Genomic DNA, 19,496 nt, shown 5'->3' with positions numbered 1-19,496 from the left:
GCGCAGGTACCGAGGTACCTGCGCCAGGTCGGCCCCCGTTGACCCACCACCCTGTTCCGAACAATCGCTCAACCCGCGTCGTCAGGTGAGGGCTTGAAGCCCTTGGCGATCAGCCACACGCCCAGTGAGAGCTCCCACAGTGCGATCGGAAGTGCCGCGAGCCCCGACTGGACGCGGGTGCCGAACGCAGCGGCCCGGCCGCAGGCCGCGGCTGCCTCGAACCAGGTCAGGGAGTCGTCGCGGGCCCAGGCCCGGGCGACCTGCAGCTCGTCCGGGCGCAGTTGGGCGAGAACCCGGTGCACGCGGTCGTCGAAGGCTTCCCGTCGGCGCTCGACCGCGATGTCCGGCGGCTGTGGGAGCGAGCTGCCAACCAGCGTGGCCTGCAGGGCCTCGTGGTGTGGGACTTGATCGTGGGAACCCACGCGCCGACCGCGGAACGGCGCCTCAGTCAGCAACCGCGCGCGAGTCCCGCGCCGACGCCGGTGGGTGGGAGGTCTCCCCAGTGCCGGCTGGTCGTCCGGTCGGCGGCGCTGCAGGAGACGGCGGCACTGCTGGAGGCCGGGGCCAGGATGCGCTCGCCCTTGAGCGCCCGGACCTGGTTGCGGTGTCGCCGGCTGCGATGGCTATGCGAATCCGTGCCCACGACACCGAACTGCGGGCGCAGGCGACCCCGCTTCCTCCGTGGATCCTGCCGACCAGCTGCTCGTGTCCGGGCTCGTTGATGGGCCGACCAGGCGCTCGACGACGGCTACGTCACCGGGTATCGACGTAGCCGGTGCCACGGACGAGGGCCGGCCGGCGAGCACGCGCCGCCGGCGTGGGCGCGGCTGGCCCGCCGTGGCCTGATGCGGCCAGTACATCGGCAGGGGATAGGTCAGCAGCTGACGGACCAGCCGCAGTACACCGCGACGGTGTCGAGGGCGAATGTGTCGTGCCGGTCCAGTAGCACATAGCCCAGCAGCGCTGCCGCAGTCGCACCGCGACCTCCTCGCGGCGACGACCATGCACCGGCAGTTCAGCCGGCACCAACGCCTGACCACAACCGCAGTGCCCTGCCTGTGGCTTGTTCTGCTCGTGCCGGAGACGGCGCTGGTGTGGGGTCTCTGAGGTTGCGCTGTTGATCGTGGCCGGCCGTGTCGTGATCGTGGGATGTCACGTGACCTCCGGGGCATCTCCTTGGCGCTCGTTGCTGCTGGCCGTGCTGGCCGGCGCGGTGATCACCCTCATGACCAGGATGCAGCACGCCACCGGAGACATGGGAGTCAAGATCGTCGCCGCGGTCGCCATGTCGTTCCTGCTCGTCGGAGCACACCGGCGGCATCGGCCTGGTCACCTCAATCCGGCTGCTCCAGGTGGCCCACCGGGTCGAAGAGGCGCACGACAACGCCCGCGCTCGGCTGCGAAACACTTCCGATGACCGAAATCAGTCTTTCGAGCGCCGATTCCCCCGGTTCGCGGAAACCATAGTCACCGCGTGACGCAATCGCCCGGATCGTGCTCGAAAGAAGTACCTCGGCGCCAGCGTTCGGCCGATCGACGCCGCGTTCGCGCGCGGCTATATCTGGTGGTAACCATCCGAAAAGGGGTTCTGCCGTGGCCGGTTCGACCGTTTTGCTCGCGCTGAACGACATCCCACCGGGGTCGGTGCTCGAAAGCCAGCTGGACCGGATTTGCGAGCACCTCGCCGCGGACGGGCACGACGTCCTGCGCGCCGGTACCGACGACGACGCCCTCGCTCTCGTGCAGAGCCGGGCCGACCTCACCGCCGCGCTGGTCAGCTGGGACCTGCGGGACGACGACGGCGACCTGGCACTGCCCGCCGAAGCCGTGCTGAAAGCGGTGGTCGGGCGGTTCACCCGGCTCCCGGTCTTCCTGGTGCCCACCGCCACCTCGGTGGACGACCTGCCGCTGTGGGTCGCCGAGGTCATCTGCGGGTACGTCTGGCTGCTGGAGGACACGCCGGGGTTCATCGCCGGCCGGATCGGCGTCGCCGCGCGGCGCTACCGGGACGAAATACTGCCACCGTTCTTCCGGGAACTCCGGCGGTTCGACGACACCCACGAATATTCCTGGCACACCCCCGCCCACGCGGGCGGGGTGGCATTCCTGAAGTCCCCGGCCGGCCGGGCGTTGTTCGACTATTACGGCGAGCGGTTGTTCCGCACCGACCTGTCGATTTCCGTGGCGGAGCTGGGTTCTCTGTTCGAGCACTCCGGGCCGATCGGCGACGCCGAGCGCAACGCCGCGCGCATCTTCGGCGCCGACCTGACGTACTTCGTGCTGCACGGCGATTCCACCGGCGACCGCATCGCGCTGCACGCCAGCATCGCCACCGACGAGCTGGTGCTGGTCGACCGTAATTGCCACAAGGCGATCTACCACGGGCTGACGCTGACCGGCGGCCGCCCCGTCTACCTCGTGCCCACCCGCAACGGCTACGGGCTGATGGGCCCGATCCCGCCCGCCGCGCTGAGCCCCGAAGCGGTTGCCGCGCTCGTGCCGGGCAGCCCGCTCGCGGCCGGTGCGGCCGCGCCGGACCCGGTGTACGCGGTGATCACCAACTCGACCTACGACGGTCTGTGCTACGACGCGGTCCGCGTCGCCGGGCTGCTGGGGAGCAGCGTGCCCCGGCTGCACCTGGACGAGGCTTGGTTCGCCTACGCCCGGTTCCACCCGCTCTACGCCCGCCGGTACGGCATGGCCGTGGACGCCGACGCGCTGCCCGACGCCGTCCGGCCCACCGTCTTCAGCACCCAATCCACCCACAAGCTGCTCGCGGCGATGTCCCAGAGCGCGATGTTGCACGTGAAAAACGCGCCGCGTTCACCGGTTGAGCACCGGCAGTTCAACGAGACGTTCATGATGCACGCGACCACTTCGCCGCTGTACCCGATGATCGCCGGGCTCGACGTCGCCGCCGGCATGATGGACGGCCCGGGCGGGCGGTGGCTGATCGACGAGGCCGTCACCGAAGCCATCCGGTTCCGGCAGACGGTGGCCCGCATCGGCCGCCGCATCGCCGCGGCCGGAGACCGGCCCGCCTGGTTCTTCGGCACCTGGCAGCCGGACGAGGTCGACGATCCGCGCACCGGGCAGCGATACCCGTTCGCGGACGCGCCACTGGACCTCCTGCGCACCGAGCCCGCTTGCTGGAGCCTCGAGCCCGGTGCGGCTTGGCACGGCTTCCCGGACCTGGAGGCCGGCTACTGCCTGCTCGACCCGGTCAAGGTCAGCGTCACCTGTCCGGGCACCGACGCCCGCGGTACCGCGGGCGAGCAGGGCATCCCGGCCCGGATCCTCACCGCTTACCTGGAAACGCGCCGCATCGTCGTCGAAAAAACCGACGCTTACACCTGCTTGATCCTGTTCTCGATGGGCATCACGAAGGGCAAATGGGGCACGCTCGTCGACGGGCTCCTCGACTTCAAGAGCCTCTACGACACCGGGGCTCGCCTGATCGACGTCCTCCCCGCGCTGGTCGAAGCACACCCGGCCCGCTACGGCGGCCTCACGCTGCGGGACCTGTGCGACCAGATGCACGCCCACCTCCGCAAAAGCGACCTCATCCCGCTGCTCGACGCGGCGTTCACCCACCCGCCGCGCGCCGAACTCACTCCGGCGCAGACCTACCAGCGGCTGCTGCGCGGCGGTACCGAACCCGTCCGCCTCGCCGAGCTCGCCGACCGCACGGTCGCGACCCAGGTCGTCACCACCCCGCCCGGCATCCCCGTCCTGATGCCGGGGAGAGCGCCGGCGGCCACGACGAGCCGACCCTGCGCTACCTGCGCGCCCTCGAGGACTTCGACCGGCACTTCCCCGGTTTCCCCAGTGAGACCCACGGCGTGACCCGGGACACCGACGGCGACTACTGGATCACCTGCCTGGCGCACCCGGCCGGCACCGCGTCGTCCCCCGGACCGGCCTGAACACGGCCATGACGGTTGAAGCGGTCTGTCGACCGGTGGGGAACCGCCGGCGAGAGCGCTCAGGCCCACTGAGCCGTGGCGGGCTGGCGAACAGTAGTTGAGGGACTCAAACGTCACTTTCGAGTGGCACCGATGGGTGATTTCGGATTGCCGGCCATCTCGATCTTGCCGACACTCGGGGCAAGGAGAACACGGTTTCCGAACCCGAGACAGTACCGGAGTCCGACGTCCGGTCCCGATCGTCGTGCGGGGTACGACCGCCGGAAGGTCTCTGCCGGGCGCATTGCTCAGGCCTCCGCGGCGAGGCTGGTGATCGCCGCGACGTCCTCGTCGGGCAGCTGGATCTGCGCTGCCGCCAGGCTATCCTTCAAGTGTGCGACGCTCCTTGTGCCCGGAATCGGCAGCATCACCGGGGTGAGCATGACCGGATGCGAGGGCGAGAAGTCCGCCCGTGTTGGGTAGTGCAACAGCCCGTCGACGGGTTCTGGCGGCGAACAAGGGTCGTAGGCTTGCCCCGCACGCCCAGGACGCGCCCGACGATCCCTACCGCGCCTGGCGGTGGTCGACCGGTGGCGGTGCGAAATGTGCGGTCGAGTCGAGTAGTTGAAGGCGCCTCTGGTTTGATGCATGCCAGAGGCGCGAACGCTCCCTTTGCAGCGCGTCATGCAGCGTCTGTATAACGACCTATTCTGGGCGTGGTTGCTTCACGTCTGCTGGTGAGACGACCGCGGCACGTTATGCTCGCACCACGACGCTGGTGCGTCACTGCAGTGCCTTGGGCGCAGCGAGTACAACGTCGGCGAGCCGACGCGCCGGCAGGGTGGCAGCCCTGTGTCGGCCTGGAGGGTCAGCCCTTCGAGCGCAATGCCGAGCGGACCACCGAAATCACCGCTGACGACGTCCGGTCCGCGCTCGCCGATGCAGCGGAGCAACACGGCGAAGTTGGTCGAGTGCCGGATAGTTGACCGGCGGTGGTGACCCGTCAGGTGGAGCGAGTCATTGCTTACTGGGCGAATTGACCGAAGGGAACCGGGTGTGCAGCCCGACCGGGTAGAGATCGACACGGAGTGCCACTTCGAGTCGGGCGAGGGTGCCCAGATCGGGCAGGACCTCGCCGCGCAGCACCCGCTGAACGGTGGCATGGGACAGCCCCGCTGCAGCCGCGGCGGCCCGACCGCTCATTTCGCTGGCTGCTAGAGCCGCGGCCAGCCGTTGGGCGAACGCGAGGGCGAAGTGCGCGGAGACCGGCGCGTCGGCGGTCAGGGTCACCTCCGGCCAGGTGCCCGAGATGACGTAGGTGACGGGGGCTTGGTCGGCGTCACTACGAGGCGCGCCGACCACCTCCCAGAACTCGATCATTGCAGGTCCTTCCATCTCTTCTCGGCATGAGGGGGGCCGGGTGACACACCCCCTGCGTGGCCCATGTATGGGCCATCCGGGGCGGTCGCGCCCCGGTGCCCCGCCAGTTGCCGTCCGCGCCGTGCGGGTTCGCTGGGCGGGCCAGGGAACTGGCGGCTTTGAATGGGGGTCGCGGACACCGCAACGGGCGGCAGTCAGGCTGCGATGATCACTGTGATCGCGGGCGCCGGGGCATTGGCAAGACGTGGCTGGCGCTGCGGTGGGCGCACGATCACCTGGACTGCTTCCCCGACGGTCAGTTTTACGTCGACCTCAGCGGATTCGACCCGGTCGACGAACCGGTGCCCGCCGAACGCGCCGTCCGTGGCTTCCTCGGCGCACTCGGTGTCGCTCCGACGTCAGTTCCGCTGGAGCCGGACGGGCAGGCGGCGCGGTATCGGACCCTCACGGCCGGGCGCCGGTTGCTCGTGGTGCTCGACAACGCGCGCGACACCGAACACGTCGTCCCGTTGCTTTCCGGCGGATCTTCGTATTCGGTCCTGATCACGAGCCGGCACGAGCTCGGTGGCCTGATCACCACCCATGGCGGGACCACGCTGCCGTTGCGGACTCTCGACGAACCGCAGGCGCGAGAGCTGCTCGCGCACAAGCTGGGTGAGGCCCGGCTGGCCGAAGAACCCGACGCGGCCCAGCAGATCGTTCGCCAATGCGGGGGAATTTCCCTGGCGCTGGCCATCGTCGGCGCGGGTGGCAGCCCAGCCAGGCCGGCGGCTGTCGACGCTGGCCGCCGAACTGTCGGAAAGCCGGCTGGATGCCCTCGACACCGGTGAGCTGACGGCGAGCCTGCGCGCGGTGTTCGGCGCCTCCTACCGATCCCTCGACGCCGCGTCCGCGTTCCGCCTGCTCGGACTGGCGCCCGCCGACGATATCGGCCGCGCGGCTGCGATCGCCCTGTCCAGGGACGCCCGTCCCCTGCGCGTGCTGTGTGCGGTCAATCTCCTGGAGGAGAACCCACCGGGCCGGTTCCGAATGCACGACCTCGTCAAGCTCTACGCCGCCGAACTCGCGGACAGGACCGACGACGCCAGCGTCCGGCTCGCGGCGTCGGCCCGGTTGTTCGACCACTACCTGTGCTGGGCCTCGTCCGCCATGGAGTGGGTGTCACCCCATGTGGCCTACCTGCGGCCACCGGCAGGGCGGTCGGGGGGCCGCAACTCCGATTCGCGGACGGCTACGCCGCGCGGGCCTGGCTGGACGCGGAACGGACCACCATGCTCGCCCTGGCGACCGGTGCCCCGGAAGCCCTGGCCGGGCATGTCGTCCGGCTCTTGGCGGCGCTCTGGCGGTACCTGTATGTCGCGGCGCACCACCACGAGGCACTCACCCTCCACACAGCCGCTCTCGCGCCGGCTCCCTTCGGCACGCTGCAACAGGGCCTTGCCCACGAAGCGGTGGGCACGACCCTGATCATGCTTGGCCGCTATGACGAAACTGTCAGCCACTTCGAGCAGGCCTTGACTATCGGGCGGATCGGTTCCGCGGCTGAGCCAGGGTAGCCCGGGGGCATGCGGCGTCCGCACCAGGCCTTCGCCGATCCCCGCGCCGGCCCGCATCGAAGCGGAAACCGGCATCCGCACCGGCGCCGCCGAACGGAGCAACGATTACTCCTTCGCGTCCGGCCAGGTCGTGACGGCGGTGGGCGACGGGCCGGGCGACGCGCTTCTCTAATAGCGGTGACGGGCGAAGCAGCCGGGCCGTCATATGCTGGTCGTCCGGTACGACAACGCCGAGGAGTCGACCTCGACCCACTACAGCCTCCCGGCAGAAGGCGTTGCCGGACGATCACCGGAACCCGGCATTCCCGGCAAACTGGTATCCTCGCTTGAGGAACTGGGGTGCCGTCCTCCGGACGGAATACCGTCGTTCTCCCTTTCGCACCCGCCTTTCCGGGTTCGGCGAGTTCACGCACCGGCGTGACCTCGATGGACCAGGCGATCAGTACGTGAAAACCGAGGAGGAGGTTCGATGCGCAATCGCAGAGCACTCACCAAGTCCGGCGCAGCACTCGCGATCCTGCTGGCGTCCGTCACCACTCAGGTCGTCACCGCGTCACCGGCGGACGCCGCAGGCACCTGCCCGTTCACCGACACACTGTGCATGTGGGACCAGTCCGACTTCAACGGTGCCTCCATGAACGTCCTGCCGTTGCCGCCCAACCCGAGTGCGTGCGTGGACCTGGTGGAGCACGGCTGGGGAAACCGGGTCCGGTCGGCGATCAACACCAGCAGCAAAGCCGCCGCGATGTTCCAGAGCGACAACTGCACCGGCCACCCGTTCCTGATCGAAGGCAACTCGCAGAAGCCTTCGATCACGTTCGCCGCCAACAGCGTTTTCGTGCAGCGCTGACCGATCCTGCGTGAGCTGTACGGTGGCCGGCGCCAGCATCGGTGTGGTGCGCAGTCCGGGAGCGATGGTCGCCACCACGGCGCCGGCCACCAGCACCGCGCTGAGGATGACGAACGTGGCGCGCCGACGCACGCTGTTCAGCGGCAGCCCGCCGGCTAGTTGTTGCGGGTCGTGACGTTGGTGACGCGGGTGAGGGCTGCGCCGCCCCGCGCGGCTGCTTCGACCTCCCGGCCGAAGCAGAAGACGCCCGCCGGGTCGTCACCGCCCTGAATTCCGCTGCTGAGCGTGTTTCCCGGGCCCACACGTTCGGCAAAGGCATGGGTATCGCCGCGCCGCAAATCGGCATCGACCGCGCTGCCGCGATCGTGCGCACCCCGGACGGCGAGTCGATCACCCTGTTCAACCCCACGATCATCGAAACAGCCGGCGACACCGACGAGCAGTACGAAGGATGCCTGTCGTTCTTCGACGTCCGCGGCCAGGTCCCACGACCGCATATCATCCACGTCGAGCACACCACGATCGATGGCACGACCAAGATCACCGTGTTCGAGCGCGGTATCGCCCGCCTCGTCGCCCACGAGGTCGACACCTGCACGGCACGCTCTACACCGACCGCATGCGCGAGGACATACAGCCCATCCCCGTCGAGCAGTACCGAGGAACCGGGACCAGCTGGACATACAGCTGACACCAGTTCGGGGCGTCGCACTGACTTGCGCGGTGCAACTCCGCCTGAGGTCCGCCTCGGCGACCCGCATCCCGTGCCGGAAGCTGGCGCGGAGCCTGCTTTCGCAGGTACCTGCGCGTGCCGCGGGCGCGACCCGCGGAGCCGGTGACATACCCGTGTCGCTCGGGCAGGTCCGCTGGTGCCATAGTTTGCCGACCGTTCTGGGGAGGTATGGATGACTCACCGTCTTTGGGCTGCCGTCGTTCTGGCGACGATGCTCGGACTCTCGGCTTGCCGCCCGGCGCCGGAGACTCAGCCGGCCGGACCAGGTGCCCTGCGGTGAAGTACACCGACCACACTCTCGCCGGTGGCACCCGCCTCAGCCCGGGCGCCGACCGTCCGGAGCTGGCCGGCACCACGTTCGAACCGATCTCCTGCGGCGGCTACCTCCAACGAGCCGTCGGCCACCGCGACGAACCGCACATCACTCTCACGACGCTCAATGTCAAGCTCTCGAGCGCTTCCGCTTGGCGCCTTGCCACGTCGGCGCAAGCGGGGAAGCCCGGCATCGCCAACGGCGTCGAGTACCACCGTCGCCCGGATCAAGGCGACGGCGAAGTCACGGTGGCCTTCACCGACGGCGGTCACGGCGCGGCCAACGCCTTCACCCTCGAAGTCGACCACTTCTCCGCGATAGCGGACGGCGAAAACGCACTGGCCAAACTCATCGACGGCATCACCAAGAACATCGCCGCAGGCCCCAGGCCGATGCCGGACCGCAGCTATCCGGAGCCCTACAACCTGACCGCGAAACCGTGCGACGCCATGCCACCCGAGGTCTTCACCACGGTCACCGGCCTGCCGACCGGCGGCCTCCAGAAGGACTTGTTCAGCGTGGACGAGAACGACGTGGTGAACAACCACGCGATCCAGATCACCTGTCAACGCATGTCCCTGCTCGACCGAACCGAACGGGATGCGGCGACCCTGTCCGTCGAGCAGACGATCTATGCGGAGGGCCCTGCCGTCGCGGCCGACGACGTCCAGCGCGTGTGCGCCTACGAGGCGACGACAAAGGACAACAGCTCCCTGCCGCAGCCCGTCGGCGACGTCAGTTGCGGTGCACCGGGGGACAGTGTGACCGGCGGAGCCACGGTCTACTTCCACGTCGGCCGCACAATGGTCCGAGTAAGCCTCACCTCGCACGAGATCACCGGACCGTCTGCGGTCGCCAAAGTGGCCGACGGCGCCAAGCGGATCTACGCGCTCCTCGACCGCTGAGCCGGCCGCCGGGCACGTGTTGCGCGGTCGGTCCGGCCCCCAATCCGAAGGGTTCGTGATGACAGCGGAGAAGACGCTCAGGGTTCTGGCGGATTACGATTGCTGGGCGTTGTGGGTGTTCGCGCCGCCGAGGATGGAAAACGTCGATCCCGCGGATCCCGAGCTGGGGTTGAGCCCGGCTCTGGTGGGCGAGCTGAACCGTTGGGCGGACGAGTACACCGCGACCTTGAACCGTGACGACCCGAAAGCCTCCAGCTTTATGGCCGGAGCGGAGGAGCGGGAGTTCGTCGCCCGGGGCCGCCGCCTGGCGGAAGAGGTGCGAGCCCAGGTGAGCCCCGACTGGCGAGTCACGTACTTCGACAGCGACCTCGGCCGCGACGACGAGATCCAGGCTCCCGGCTGAGTCCACGTGTTCATGGCCGACGGTTGGCCGGTCAACCGGCTGCACCGTCTGCTGCTGGAACTCACTTCCCGGCGGCCCCACGCTCGCGCGCTGCTGGCCTCGGTGTAGCCGCGTGATGTCGTGGGCAGGACCCGCCGGCGGCTGGCCGCGGACTCGGTCACTGAGCTTGACCGCATCGACAAGCAGATCAAGACCGTAGACACTCAACTACGGGAGCTGGTCGCGGCAACTGGGAGCACCCTGCCGGAGCGGTCAGGAGTCGGCCCGGGTCGTCGTGGCTTCGCCCGCAGGAGCCGTCGGTGGCGTCTGGCTGGACGTGCTCTGACCTCGATCGTCACCATCGTGACCAGTGCCGCGCCGGCGGCGGCCGTCTTGGCCGCAGTGGCCCAGGACAGCCCGGAGGCTCCCGTGCCCGTGACCGCTGATGAGGCGCAGGCGGAGCAGCAGTTGCGGGAGGCGTTGCTGGGGCTGGAGCCGCTGCTGGAACGTCGTGACGGCCCGGTGCGGGTGTCTGATCAGGGCGCGCTGGTGATCAGCAAGCTGACCGCTGAGGAGGTGCCCGATGAGGTCGAGACGGTCCGGATGGGCCTGGTCGAGCTGCTGCCCCGGTTGCCGATCACGGAGCTGCTGATCGAGGTCGACCGGTGGACCGGGTTCTCCGACAAGCTCACCCATGCTGGCGGGAAGTCCACTCGCGATGACGCGCTGTTGGCCCAGCTCTACGCTGCGGTTCTGGCGCAGGCGTGCAATTTCGGGATCACCGCGATGGCCGAGTCGACCGGTCTGACCTACGACAAGCTGGCCTGGACCACGCAGTGGTATTTGCGAGGACACGCTGCGCGAGGCTGGGGCGTCGGTGGCGAACTACCACCACACGTTGCCGATGGCCGGGGCGTGGGGTGGCGGCACGATGTCCTCTTCGGACGGTCAGCGGTTTCCGATGAAGGGCAAGTCGTTGACCGCGCGGGCGATGAGCCGCTATTTCGTCAATGAGGGCATCTCCGCCTATACCCACGTGTCCGATCAGCATTCGACGTGTGGCACGAAGGTGATCCCAGTGACCGATCGGGAGGCGGTGCATGTGCTGGACGAGATTTTCGGCAACGCCACCGACCTGTTGCACACGATCACCGAGCACGCGACCGGTACCGCCGGCCGGACTTTGACGGTGTTTTCGCTGTTCAAGCTCACCGGGCTGATCCTCTCGCCGCGGATTCGGGATTTGCGATCGATCACGCTGCACCGGCTCGGGTCGCGCCGGCAGCTGGCGGCGTCGTTCCCCCACGCCGCGAAGCTGTTGACCGGCGCGATCGATACCCGGCTGATCCGCGAGCAGTGGGAGGAGATGCTCCGGCTTTCCGTGAGCCTGAAGTACGGGCACGCCACCGCGTCGCTGGTGGTCGGCAAGAGCTGCACGCGTCCGCGCGCCGGTCCGCGCTGGCGCAGGCCCTGGTGGAGTACGGATCTATCCAACGCACCGTGTATGCCTTGCGGTACCTAGCGGATGAGGCGTATCGGCGGCGGATCACCCGGCAGCTGAACAAGGGCGAGTCGCTGCACTCGCTGCGCCGAGACCTGTCGTTCGCCCACGAGGGCGCGATCCGCAGGCGGCATCTGGACCAGCAGACCGAGCAGGCGCTGTGCTTGTCGCTGGTGGTCAACGCGATCATCACGTTCAACACGATGTACTTGCAGCTGGCGCTGGACGAGTACGTGCAGCGGCACGGCCCGGTGTCACCGGAGGTGCTGGCGCACTTGTCTCCGGCGCTGATGGAGCACGTCAACCCGTACGGGACCTACACCTTTCCCATCGACGAAGTCCGCGACCTGGTGGCTACCGGCCGCTGCGGCAGGCTGAGCTGACCGGCCAGGCCACCGCGTGACCGGTCAGCTCAGCTCGGCGGACGCGGTCTATTGCTTTGAAGGTAGATCGTGGCAGTGCGCCGGAGATGAGATTCAATGCCCGTCCGGGTTGTCCTCCTCCGGCGTGGTGGGTGTCGTGCCGCCGAACACCGCGTGGTCGTGAAACGCGCACAGCAGCCGGACTTTGTGGCGGCTGCCCGGCAGTTTTTCTAGGCGTTGAAGAAGCGGGTGATGACCGGGACGACGGCCTGCGGGTCGGCGACGTGTCCCTGGTTCGGGATGATCACCCGCTCGGCCCCCGGGATGGCGGCCGTGACCGCGTCCGCGGCCGCGTCGAAGAAGCCGGCGCCCAGCCCGGCCATCGTCTCGTCGGTGGTGCCGCCGGTGGCCACCAGCACCGGCTGCGTGATGGTGGCCAGCCGCTCGGTCGGCGGGGTGCCGTCGCCGAGACACACCGCGTCGTAGGCCAGGGTGTGCGCGACGGCGATCGAACCGGCCCACATCGGCGAGTGGTGCGCCTGCGCGATGGCCTCCTCAGGAGCGCCGGCCAACCGCATGAACAACCGCATGGCGTCGTCGCGGCGGTCGTCGGCCAGCAGCGACTGCACCTTCTCGGTGTATTCGAGGTGCCGCTCCCTGGCACCCTCGGACACGTCGTAGGGCACCTCGTAGGCGGCGACCTTGGCGATCGGCAGGCGTGCGGCGGCGGCCTCCAGGGCCAGCGCCGCGCCCGAGGACACGCCGTAGAGGTGCGCCGTGCCGCCGGCATCGTCAATCAGGGCCGCGATGTCCTCGAACTCGCGTTGCAGGGTGTAGGGCGTGGTGTCACCGCTGTCGCCGCGGCCCCGACGGTCGTAGTTGTACACGGTGAAATGTGTGGCCAGCACCGGAGCCAGCGGGGCGTTCTCCGACCGGTCGACGATGCCGCCGCCTACCAGGATCACCGCCGGACCTTCCCCGAACCGGTCATACGCGATCGACGTGCCGTCTTTCGACGTTACCCGATGCATCCCATCCTCCTCATCGTATGGCAGACCCGCAACGGGCCTGTTCTCCCGGTTCAGAACCGCCAGCGCATTGCGCTGTACGGCTCCTCGACACCCAGTCCGAAAACGGTTGTGACGGTCATCTGATACAGGTTCCACGGCTGCGGTCCGGCGCTCGGCGCGCTGAACGGCGCGTAGAACTGGCCGTCCTGTACGCGCGCCGGCCAGCCGTTGGCCCGGTAGACCTCCAGCAGTCGGTCCACAGTGGGCTCGTCGGTGATCCGGCTGGTCATGCCCTGGAAGACCAGGTCGAATCCGTCGCCGGAGAACGTGAGTACGCTGCGCGGGTTCGCGGCCAGATTCCGGCTTTTTCGGGTACGGGCGCCGGAGTTGAAATAGAAGGCGCCCTCGAACCAGATGGCGCTCAGCGGCATGGTGTGCGGTGTGCCGTCCGGGCACGTGGTGGACAGCCAGGCGCGACGCACCCGGCCTTCGTCCTTGTCCAGGCACGCCTGCACCTGCGACCACGGGCGGTCCGGGGCATCGTAGCCGTCGATGGACTCCGCCGTGATCGGGACGATCGCCGTCATGTCATGGCCTCCAGCTTCGCGATCGGTCTGTCTGTGTCGTGCGGATTCCCTGCCGCACGGCCAGCTCCACCTTGCACGTCGCGGTGGCTGTTCGGTGTCGTGGTCAGCGCGGACCTGACGGTCCGGTGCGGACTGACCGAGACGTCGAACAGCCACCGCGGACAGTCGTGGGTGTCTGCTCAGGCGCGGTTCACGAGCAGCTCGTCGAGCTTGTCGTAGCCCTCGCGGATTCCGACGTCCATGCCGCTGGAGAGCATGCCGTCCCGGGTCGGGAAGTCCGGCACCACGCTCAGCACCCGCAGCCGCGTCCGCCCGCCCTCGAGCTGCTCGAAGGTCATCGTCTCCAGCGCGACACCGTCCGGCTGGCCGTCGTAGGTGAACGTCCACACGATCCGCTCGTGCTGGCGCACCTCGTGGAAACTGCCGTAGAACGAAGCGATCTCCGCACCATCGCGATCGTTGGCGAACGCCCACGCGCCGCCCGTGCAAGCGTCCCACCGGGTGATCCTCGTGGTGACCGAGCGCGGCCCGGCCCAGCGCGCGTAGAGCTCAGGGTCCACATGCGTGCGGAACACCTGCTCCACAGGGGCGTCGAACTCCCGGATGATCTCGATCGTCGGGACCTTCTCGTCCGCCACAATCTCGGTCTCGTGCCTGGTCACGGTCATGATGCGTCCTTACGGGTGGGTGTGTGGTCTGTGTTGTCAGCCATGTGGCCCAGCAGGGCGTCGAGGCGTCGATAGCGCTCCTCCGCCTGCCGGCGATAGCGCTCGATCCACGTCGTCATCAGGTCGAACACCTCCGCGTCCAGGTGGACCGGCCGACGCTGGGCATCCCTGCCGCGGGTCACCAGCCCGGCCTCCTCGAGCACCTTCAGGTGTTTGGAGACCGCCTGCAGACTCATGTCATACGGCTCCGCCAGCTCGCCCATGGTCGCGTCCGCGCTAGCCAACCGGGCCACCAGGTCACGCCGGGTCGGGTCGGCCAGTGCCGCGAACACTCGAGAGAGCCGCTCCGCGCTCTCATCCACCATCTTTCCTCAACTCATCGGTTGAATAAGACCGTAGCCACCGACCCTCGCGTTGTCAACCTGATGGTTGAGAACCTGGCGACGCGAGCATGAAGGGCTGGTGGAGACCACTGCGGCCGTGCGGCAGCGCAAGAGCGCATGCCCAAGCTGAAAAAGTATCGGGACCAGTGGGATGCAGACGCCGCAGAAGGCGGTCCGCTGGCCGTTCGTGAATCGGGCCGGTGGGCGTGACATCACGCGTTACCCGGACGGATTGCTATCTGGGCGGTCTCGTTTCATAGGCGACCACCTATGAAACACGCGATTTAGTCGACCGCGTCCAGAGAGATTCCGTTTCACAGGTTGTTTCAATGGACCGCGAGTACATCCGCGACCGCACTTTCGAAGGCCACGAATCCGCCCGCGCCCACGGCAAGAACATCGGCGGCGCCGCCGTCACCGACCCAGCCATGCTCTCCCACGCCCTGCACCTGCGCGACCAGCAAAAGATGAGCCGGCGCGACATCGCCGCGAACCTCGTCATCACCAAAGGCAAGAAGAAAGGCCAGCATCCCTCACCCGCCACCGTCCTGCGCATGCTGCGCGACCATGACGAGCACGCCACAGCGATGTCCGCAGCCGCGGTCCAGCCAACGGACAGATAACCCCACCCGCCCGTGGTGGGAACGGCGGCCCACCTGATGATCCAGGGTCGCTGTGTCGCGATGGCAGCGTCCACGGATCGGGGGCTGCGTCGCGGCGATCGGCCGGGTCCGACATCGGTCCGGCCGTTCCTGCTCTCGAACCGCCCCATCGCCCTCGCGGCGGCCCGCGTATCAGCGTCGGCGATCTGAACTGGAACAACTCAGTTCAAGATCAACTCATGGCCCCTTTTGGGCTTACCTTGGCTGCACCCCTGAAATCACCGAGATGGGTGACGCGCCGATGCTCGGAGCCCAGCGCGGTGCAGCCTCCGAACCTGCGGCTTCCGAACCTGCCGAGCAGCCCGGACACCGACCGGCTCTTCTCTCTCCGACCGGGTCAGAGACTGAACCTTTCGGCGGCGACACCCCCGCGGGCTCAGCCGGAGGGGCATGCCTCACTCGCCACGCTCGCGGTCACTCACAGTCAACGGGACGCAGCGGCTCTGCGCCTGTGGCTTGCGACCATCGGCTGTGATAGCTGCGGAAATGTCCTGCGACACGCTCGGTCGCCTGGGTGTCGTGGATCAACAGTCTCACCCTGCCCGCGCCCGCCTGCCACCAAGGCTGGTCCGGGCTCGGCGCCGGCGGCGAGAGCACCCCGACCCACCAGCCGGTCAGCTGCCGCAAGTGTCTGCGGCTGGCCGGCGAACCCGACGATCCAGACCAGCACGCCCTGTTCGCTCTGCCTGACCCTGGTGCCCCCGCTCGGTCCTGGGACGGGCTCAGCAGGTGATCGCCTGTGTCGGCGGAGTTGCGTTGTCGAGCCGCTTGACGTAGGCGTCGCCGCTGCGCCGCGCGCACGCGGACTCCTTGGTGGCGAACGGTCCACTGTAGACGGCGTAGATGTCGGTGCCGTTCAGCTGCTGCCGCAGCGAGCCGCAGCCGGTGGTCGGCGCGTGCAGGTAGGCCGCGCCGGGGTGGGCGTCGAGGAACCGCTGGACGTCGGCGCGGTAGCGGGCCGGGGTGACGGCGGAGCCGAGGATCACGATGAAGGACCCGTCGCACGCGGGCGTGCTCATCGCGGTCGCGAGCCCGAGGTCGGCGCCGGCGGAGATGCTGGTGGCCACGGACGTCCGGACGGTCACCTGGGTGGTCGTGACCGGCGGGGCCGTCACCGGTGGCGTGGTCGACGGTGGCGTGGTCGACGGTGCCGCCGACGTCGAGGGCGGTGTCGTGCCGGCCGTCGTCGTCCCGGCCTGCGAGGAGGGCTTCAGGATCGTGAACCACCCGGCGACGGCCACGAGAGCGAGCAGCGCGACCGCGGCGACCAGCCAAGGCGCCTTCGAAGCCCGCCGCCCTCCGGTCACGGGCGCGACCCGGGTGGCCTGGCGCGTCGGGGGAGCGGTGGCGTGGACCGGGATCGTGCCGCCGAGCGCGGCCCGGGCGGCGTCCGCCAGTTCCGTGACACTGCCGAACCGCGCCGCGGGATCCTTCGCCATGCCCCGCGCGATGACGGCATTGAACGCCGCGGGCAGACCGGGCCGCAGGTCGTCCGGCCGGGGCGGCGGCTGGTGCAGGTGGGCGCCGATCAGTGACGCGGCTGTCGTCGCCGCGAACGGCTTGCTGCCGGTCAGGCACTGGTGCAGTACGCAGGCCAGCGAATAGACGTCGACGCGGTGGTCGGTGGGCGCGTCGGTGAACCGCTCCGGCGCCATGTAGTCGAGCGTGCCGACGGCGCCGCCGGTCGCGGTGAGTTCCGTGCCGGGCCCGGCCGCGCGGGCGATGCCGAAGTCCACGAGGTAAGCGAACCCGGTCGCGCCGACGAGCACGTTCGACGGCTTGACGTCCCGGTGCACCAGGCCTTCCGCGTGCGCGGCGGCGAGGGCCTGGGCGACCTGCGCGACGACGTCGACCGCTTCGGCGGGGGCCAGTGCGCCGCCCGCGGCCAGCCGGGTGCCGAGGTCGTCGCCCTCGACCAAGCGCATGTCGAGGTAGAGGCGGCCGTCGATCTCGCCGTAGGCGTGGATCGGGATCACGTGCGGCTCGCGCAGCCGCGCCACCGCGTGCGCCTCCCGCCGGAACCGCTCCTGGAACTCGCGGTCGGCGGCGAACTCCGGCGCGAGCAGCTTCAGCGCCACGACGCGGTCGTGGCGCGTGTCGTAGGCGCGCAGGACCTCGCCCATGCCGCCGCGGGCGATCAGCGACTCGACGCGGTACGGCCCGAACTGCCAGCTCACGCGTTTCCCTCCACCAGGCACCCGGACACCGGGAAGTCGTGTGCCCCGAGTCCGGGCGTTACACCGGATCCGCGCGGCAGGGTATCGCGAGGCCGTGCCGTTCGAGGACGTTCGGGTCGGCTGGAGTCTCTGGGACGAGGGAGTGGGTCACTCGGCGGGGGTCCCTCCCAGGGGTGGTCAAGCCGCAACTGGTGCAGGAGCTGGTTCGGGGTGTCGGTAGTGGGTGCCGTTGCGGAGGATGGCGTAGAGGACGTCGCAGCGGCGGCGGGCCAGGCAGATGAGGGCTGCATTGTGTGTTTCTTGCCCTCGGCTCGGGTTGGGTCGGCCCGAGGCGCGGTGCCAGCCTTTCGACCAGTCCGATTCCTCGGGCCGACCCAACGAACCCGGCGTGCCCACTACTGAGCACCGGGCTCTCCACAAGTCCCAGCCGGGCGGCTGGTGGTCCTCAGCTCGTGGCGGTCCGCGGTGTCGGGATCTTCGTGCCTCGGTAGCGGTAGCGGATGATCCGCATCCGGCCGGGATCGAAGAGGTAGGACTGACCGACGGTCGGCCAACTACAGCGCGCCGGCAGCCGCCATCACGGCGAGTGTCAGGGACACGGTGCCGGCGAACGCGACGGCACTGTCTCCACCGGGTTGTCGCTGGCATCGACCGTGAACCCCGGGGCCGGATCGCCGGCCTTGCTTACTCCTGTGACAGTCATGACCTTCGTGGCCGGCGGTTGGGTGAGCGCGGCGAGCGCGCCTTTGATCGTCTCGGTCACCTGGTTCAGCGCGCTCTGGTCGACGGGGAGGTGGATGTGTGAACAGGCCGCGGTGAACGTGGAAGCACCGAGGTAGGCCATCACCGACGGACCGAACCGGTTCGCCTGCAGATCCTTTAAAGTTACGTAGTCCACCAGGAACTCCGGCCTGCCGAACCCGAGCTTCACGATGGCGTTCTTCACGTGCGCGAAGTCGACCCTGCATGTGTCGCTGCGGCTTGCGGTCTTCGCTCCGTCGCCAGGAGGCGTTCCCGACGGACCGGACGTCGGATAGCCGTGTGCAGACGGCACCGAGACGATACCGTCGCTGGACAGCGGGATCGAATACAGCTTCAGGCCGAAGACGCTGCGGTCGACCGTGACGTCGCCGGCGATCTGTGTGAGCTGCACTTCGCTCGGCAACCAGGGTGGCAGGTCAGCGCAGTTCTTCGGCAGCGGCTGTCCTTTTTCGTGCCTGGCCAGGCAGTCGCCACCACTGGCGCCGGGAGGGTTCGCGGCTCCGAACACCTTCTGCAGATACTCCTTCCCCTGGGGGAAACATCGTTCCACCCCACGGAGATCCCAGGCTCGGGGTGCCCAAAGTGATGATGTAGGGCACGACGGTCGCAAGCGGCGGCTTCGCCGCGGCACCGTCGGCGAGGGCGCAGCGCGTCGCGATCCCGCCCATCGAGTGAGCGACGACGATGACCTTCTTGTCACAGCCTGCCATTTCGTACTCGGCGGACACCTGTCCGAGGTAGTAAGCCAGGCACGGCGCGATGTGCTCATCCGAGGCCCAGTAGGACGACCAGTGTGAGTAGTCGTAGACGAAGGTCTTGATCCGGTCACCGAACTGGTTTCGCAGCGCTTTGGCCGTGTCCAGCCGCCCGCCCAGGCGACCAGGTTGAGCCCGATCCACAGCAGCACGACCACACTCTGCCCGACGATGAATGGCCACGACCCGAACGATGCGGTGACCCGGTCGGCGATCCGTTCGCCCGCGGTCCGGTGCTCGTAGCGATGCCGGTTGGCGGGGGACCGGTACACGCGCTTGTGTTCCTGCCGCGCACGTCCGGTGTCGGCTCTGGTCATCGTGGCGGCTCCTCGGGTTTCGGCGGGTGGGGTGGTCAGCGGACGTCCCCGCCTTCGGTCTCGCAGCCGTCTTCGGTGTGCCGTTGCGGGAGGTGGCCATCAGCGCACGGTGTCCCGCGGCGTCCGCCGCTTTCCGGTGGAACGACGAGAAGCGTGAGGTGATCCGGTTCCGGGCCGGTGATCGACAGAATGTGGCCGTCCCGGTCGAGGAGACCGTCGAGCCGGACGACGTGGGTCGCCGATCTTGACCCGCCGCGGCGCACTGTCCCATCGGACACGGTGTACGGC

The 19,496-nt window shown here is 68.7% G+C and carries 20 protein-coding genes and 3 pseudogenes; 10 read left to right on the top strand and 13 right to left on the bottom strand.

Annotated elements, in window-relative coordinates; genetic code table 11:
- Positions 1–68 precede the first annotated feature (68 nt).
- Positions 69–422, bottom strand: a complete 354-nt coding sequence (locus tag QRY02_RS13275) for a hypothetical protein (protein ID WP_285991839.1) — start codon at positions 420–422, stop codon at positions 69–71.
- 912 nt (positions 423–1,334) lie between these two features.
- Positions 1,335–1,631, bottom strand: a complete 297-nt coding sequence (locus tag QRY02_RS13270) for a hypothetical protein (protein ID WP_285991838.1) — start codon at positions 1,629–1,631, stop codon at positions 1,335–1,337.
- Here QRY02_RS13270 and QRY02_RS13265 point away from each other — a divergent pair.
- Positions 1,594–3,926 (top strand): annotated as a pseudogene (locus tag QRY02_RS13265) (Orn/Lys/Arg family decarboxylase). The gene QRY02_RS13270 and the pseudogene QRY02_RS13265 sit on opposite strands and share 38 nt — an antisense overlap.
- 287 nt (positions 3,927–4,213) lie before the next feature.
- Here QRY02_RS13265 and QRY02_RS13255 read toward each other — a convergent pair.
- Complete coding sequence (locus QRY02_RS13255) at positions 4,214–4,348, bottom strand: aldo/keto reductase (protein ID WP_285991836.1); 135 nt, start codon at positions 4,346–4,348, stop codon at positions 4,214–4,216.
- Between the two features lie 574 nt (positions 4,349–4,922).
- A complete protein-coding gene (locus QRY02_RS13250) occupies positions 4,923–5,285 on the bottom strand; it encodes a helix-turn-helix domain-containing protein (protein ID WP_285991835.1) in 363 nt (120 codons plus the stop codon).
- A 95-nt stretch (positions 5,286–5,380) separates the two neighbouring features.
- Between QRY02_RS13250 and QRY02_RS13245 the strand changes: the two genes are divergently transcribed.
- The 3 genes from QRY02_RS13245 (at position 5,381) to QRY02_RS13235 (ending at position 7,691) form a co-directional block, all read left to right on the top strand.
- A complete protein-coding gene (locus QRY02_RS13245; protein WP_285991834.1) occupies positions 5,381–6,115 on the top strand; it encodes an NB-ARC domain-containing protein in 735 nt (244 codons plus the stop codon).
- A gap of 441 nt (positions 6,116–6,556) precedes the next feature.
- A complete protein-coding gene (locus QRY02_RS13240; RefSeq protein WP_285991833.1) occupies positions 6,557–6,841 on the top strand; it encodes a hypothetical protein in 285 nt (94 codons plus the stop codon).
- Positions 6,842–7,310: 469 nt separating this feature from the next.
- Positions 7,311–7,691 carry a peptidase inhibitor family I36 protein gene (locus QRY02_RS13235; RefSeq protein ID WP_285991832.1) on the top strand — a complete coding sequence of 127 codons (381 nt, stop codon included), beginning with the start codon at positions 7,311–7,313 and terminating at the stop codon, positions 7,689–7,691.
- A 155-nt stretch (positions 7,692–7,846) separates the two neighbouring features.
- On the opposite strand, the gene QRY02_RS13230 is transcribed toward QRY02_RS13235, so the two are convergent.
- Positions 7,847–7,993, bottom strand: a complete 147-nt coding sequence (locus tag QRY02_RS13230; RefSeq protein WP_285991831.1) for a hypothetical protein — start codon at positions 7,991–7,993, stop codon at positions 7,847–7,849.
- 15 nt (positions 7,994–8,008) lie between these two features.
- Here QRY02_RS13230 and QRY02_RS13225 point away from each other — a divergent pair, with 15 nt between their 5' ends.
- From QRY02_RS13225 to QRY02_RS13200, 5 genes and pseudogenes are all read left to right on the top strand, one after another.
- Positions 8,009–8,530, top strand: coding sequence for a peptide deformylase (locus QRY02_RS13225; RefSeq protein WP_285991830.1), 522 nt, complete (start codon positions 8,009–8,011; stop codon positions 8,528–8,530).
- A gap of 62 nt (positions 8,531–8,592) precedes the next feature.
- Positions 8,593–9,642, top strand: coding sequence for a hypothetical protein (locus tag QRY02_RS13220; RefSeq protein WP_285991829.1), 1,050 nt, complete (start codon positions 8,593–8,595; stop codon positions 9,640–9,642).
- 58 nt (positions 9,643–9,700) lie between these two features.
- Positions 9,701–10,045: an immunity protein CdiI family protein gene (locus tag QRY02_RS13215; RefSeq protein WP_285991828.1), complete on the top strand. Its 345-nt coding sequence runs from the start codon at positions 9,701–9,703 to the stop codon at positions 10,043–10,045.
- A 582-nt stretch (positions 10,046–10,627) separates the two neighbouring features.
- A pseudogene (locus QRY02_RS13205) lies at positions 10,628–11,546 on the top strand (Tn3 family transposase).
- On the top strand, positions 11,534–11,908 hold the full coding sequence (locus tag QRY02_RS13200; RefSeq protein WP_353069037.1) for a Tn3 family transposase: 375 nt from the start codon (positions 11,534–11,536) through the stop codon (positions 11,906–11,908). The pseudogene QRY02_RS13205 and the gene QRY02_RS13200 overlap by 13 nt, the downstream one beginning before the upstream one ends.
- A gap of 209 nt (positions 11,909–12,117) precedes the next feature.
- Here the strand turns inward: QRY02_RS13200 and QRY02_RS13195 are convergent, their stop codons facing one another.
- From QRY02_RS13195 to QRY02_RS13180, 4 genes are all read right to left on the bottom strand, one after another.
- A complete protein-coding gene (locus tag QRY02_RS13195; protein ID WP_285991825.1) occupies positions 12,118–12,852 on the bottom strand; it encodes an alpha/beta fold hydrolase in 735 nt (244 codons plus the stop codon).
- A 116-nt stretch (positions 12,853–12,968) separates the two neighbouring features.
- Positions 12,969–13,484 carry a pyridoxamine 5'-phosphate oxidase family protein gene (locus QRY02_RS13190; protein ID WP_285991824.1) on the bottom strand — a complete coding sequence of 172 codons (516 nt, stop codon included), beginning with the start codon at positions 13,482–13,484 and terminating at the stop codon, positions 12,969–12,971.
- 179 nt (positions 13,485–13,663) lie between these two features.
- Complete coding sequence (locus QRY02_RS13185; protein ID WP_285991823.1) at positions 13,664–14,152, bottom strand: SRPBCC family protein; 489 nt, start codon at positions 14,150–14,152, stop codon at positions 13,664–13,666.
- A complete protein-coding gene (locus QRY02_RS13180) occupies positions 14,149–14,514 on the bottom strand; it encodes an ArsR/SmtB family transcription factor (RefSeq protein WP_285993830.1) in 366 nt (121 codons plus the stop codon). The genes QRY02_RS13185 and QRY02_RS13180 overlap by 4 nt, the downstream gene beginning before the upstream one ends.
- A 350-nt stretch (positions 14,515–14,864) precedes the next feature.
- On the opposite strand from QRY02_RS13180, the gene QRY02_RS13175 reads away from it, so the two are divergent.
- Positions 14,865–15,158 carry a hypothetical protein gene (locus QRY02_RS13175; protein ID WP_285991822.1) on the top strand — a complete coding sequence of 98 codons (294 nt, stop codon included), beginning with the start codon at positions 14,865–14,867 and terminating at the stop codon, positions 15,156–15,158.
- Between the two features lie 761 nt (positions 15,159–15,919).
- On the opposite strand, the gene QRY02_RS13170 is transcribed toward QRY02_RS13175, so the two are convergent.
- The 4 genes and pseudogenes from QRY02_RS13170 to QRY02_RS13160 all read right to left on the bottom strand — a co-directional run bounded on the left by QRY02_RS13170 (position 15,920) and on the right by QRY02_RS13160 (position 19,074).
- The gene (locus tag QRY02_RS13170) at positions 15,920–17,374 is read right to left on the bottom strand and encodes a serine/threonine-protein kinase (protein WP_285991821.1); all 1,455 of its coding nucleotides are present in this window, start codon (positions 17,372–17,374) and stop codon (positions 15,920–15,922) included.
- 177 nt (positions 17,375–17,551) lie between these two features.
- Positions 17,552–17,697: pseudogene (locus QRY02_RS48840) on the bottom strand (IS110 family transposase); the annotation flags it as partial.
- A 266-nt stretch (positions 17,698–17,963) separates the two neighbouring features.
- Positions 17,964–18,527 (bottom strand): hypothetical protein, encoded by a 564-nt coding sequence (locus tag QRY02_RS13165; protein WP_285991820.1) that lies wholly within the window; start codon positions 18,525–18,527, stop codon positions 17,964–17,966.
- Positions 18,528–18,552: 25 nt separating this feature from the next.
- Positions 18,553–19,074, bottom strand: coding sequence for an esterase/lipase family protein (locus tag QRY02_RS13160; RefSeq protein WP_285991819.1), 522 nt, complete (start codon positions 19,072–19,074; stop codon positions 18,553–18,555).
- Between the last annotated feature and the right edge of the window lie 422 nt (positions 19,075–19,496).

Source organism: Amycolatopsis sp. DG1A-15b (assembly GCF_030285645.1).
In the GTDB taxonomy this organism is placed as follows: Bacteria; Actinomycetota; Actinomycetes; order Mycobacteriales; family Pseudonocardiaceae; genus Amycolatopsis.
Note: the sequence above shows the minus strand (reverse complement) of the source record. Positions and strands in the feature narration are given on the sequence as shown.

Excerpts from the sequence above, each read along its gene's own strand:
- QRY02_RS13225 (WP_285991830.1), top strand. The coding sequence starts at position 8,009 with ATGGGTATCGCCGCGCCGCAAATCGGCATCGACCGCGCTGCCGCGATC.
- QRY02_RS13270 (WP_285991838.1), bottom strand. The coding sequence starts at position 1,631 with ATGTCGTTCAGCGCGAGCAAAACGGTCGAACCGGCCACGGCAGAACCC.
- QRY02_RS13240 (WP_285991833.1), top strand. The coding sequence starts at position 6,557 with ATGCTCGCCCTGGCGACCGGTGCCCCGGAAGCCCTGGCCGGGCATGTC.
- QRY02_RS13220 (WP_285991829.1), top strand. The coding sequence starts at position 8,593 with ATGGATGACTCACCGTCTTTGGGCTGCCGTCGTTCTGGCGACGATGCT.
- QRY02_RS13215 (WP_285991828.1), top strand. The coding sequence starts at position 9,701 with ATGACAGCGGAGAAGACGCTCAGGGTTCTGGCGGATTACGATTGCTGG.
- QRY02_RS13190 (WP_285991824.1), bottom strand. The coding sequence starts at position 13,484 with ATGACGGCGATCGTCCCGATCACGGCGGAGTCCATCGACGGCTACGAT.
- QRY02_RS13255 (WP_285991836.1), bottom strand. The coding sequence starts at position 4,348 with ATGCTCACCCCGGTGATGCTGCCGATTCCGGGCACAAGGAGCGTCGCA.
- QRY02_RS13175 (WP_285991822.1), top strand. The coding sequence starts at position 14,865 with ATGGACCGCGAGTACATCCGCGACCGCACTTTCGAAGGCCACGAATCC.
- QRY02_RS13250 (WP_285991835.1), bottom strand. The coding sequence starts at position 5,285 with ATGATCGAGTTCTGGGAGGTGGTCGGCGCGCCTCGTAGTGACGCCGAC.
- QRY02_RS13185 (WP_285991823.1), bottom strand. The coding sequence starts at position 14,152 with ATGACCGTGACCAGGCACGAGACCGAGATTGTGGCGGACGAGAAGGTC.
- QRY02_RS13235 (WP_285991832.1), top strand. The coding sequence starts at position 7,311 with ATGCGCAATCGCAGAGCACTCACCAAGTCCGGCGCAGCACTCGCGATC.